The organism is Streptomyces sp. NRRL F-5135 (assembly GCF_000719775.1).
Classification (GTDB): domain Bacteria; phylum Actinomycetota; class Actinomycetes; order Streptomycetales; family Streptomycetaceae; genus Streptomyces; species Streptomyces hebeiensis.
Map to the genome: position 1 here is coordinate 1 of NZ_JOHR01000113.1, position 209 is coordinate 209.

At 62.7% G+C, this 209-nt stretch carries 1 protein-coding gene; it reads left to right on the forward strand.

What is annotated here, in order from left to right; genetic code table 11:
* The coding region (locus IG02_RS37535) for a hypothetical protein (RefSeq protein ID WP_037805292.1) at nt 1–209 on the forward strand (209 nt) is incomplete at both ends.

The following is a 209-nucleotide window of genomic DNA, read 5'->3' on the forward strand; positions in this document are numbered from 1 at the left end:
GGGTACCGCGGAGAGCGCGGCCGAGGTCATCATCAACGGGGCCTTCTACGACAAGTGGGAGTTCAAGTGGGAGACCTTCGTCGGGTCCGGTACCAGCACCGTGTTCGACCTGGGTGCGGGGCTGGTCATCGGCGCCGGGGCCATCCAGATCTACAACAAGTACTTCGACGACAAGCCCAAGTTCACCGACCACAACAAGCTTCCCGGCC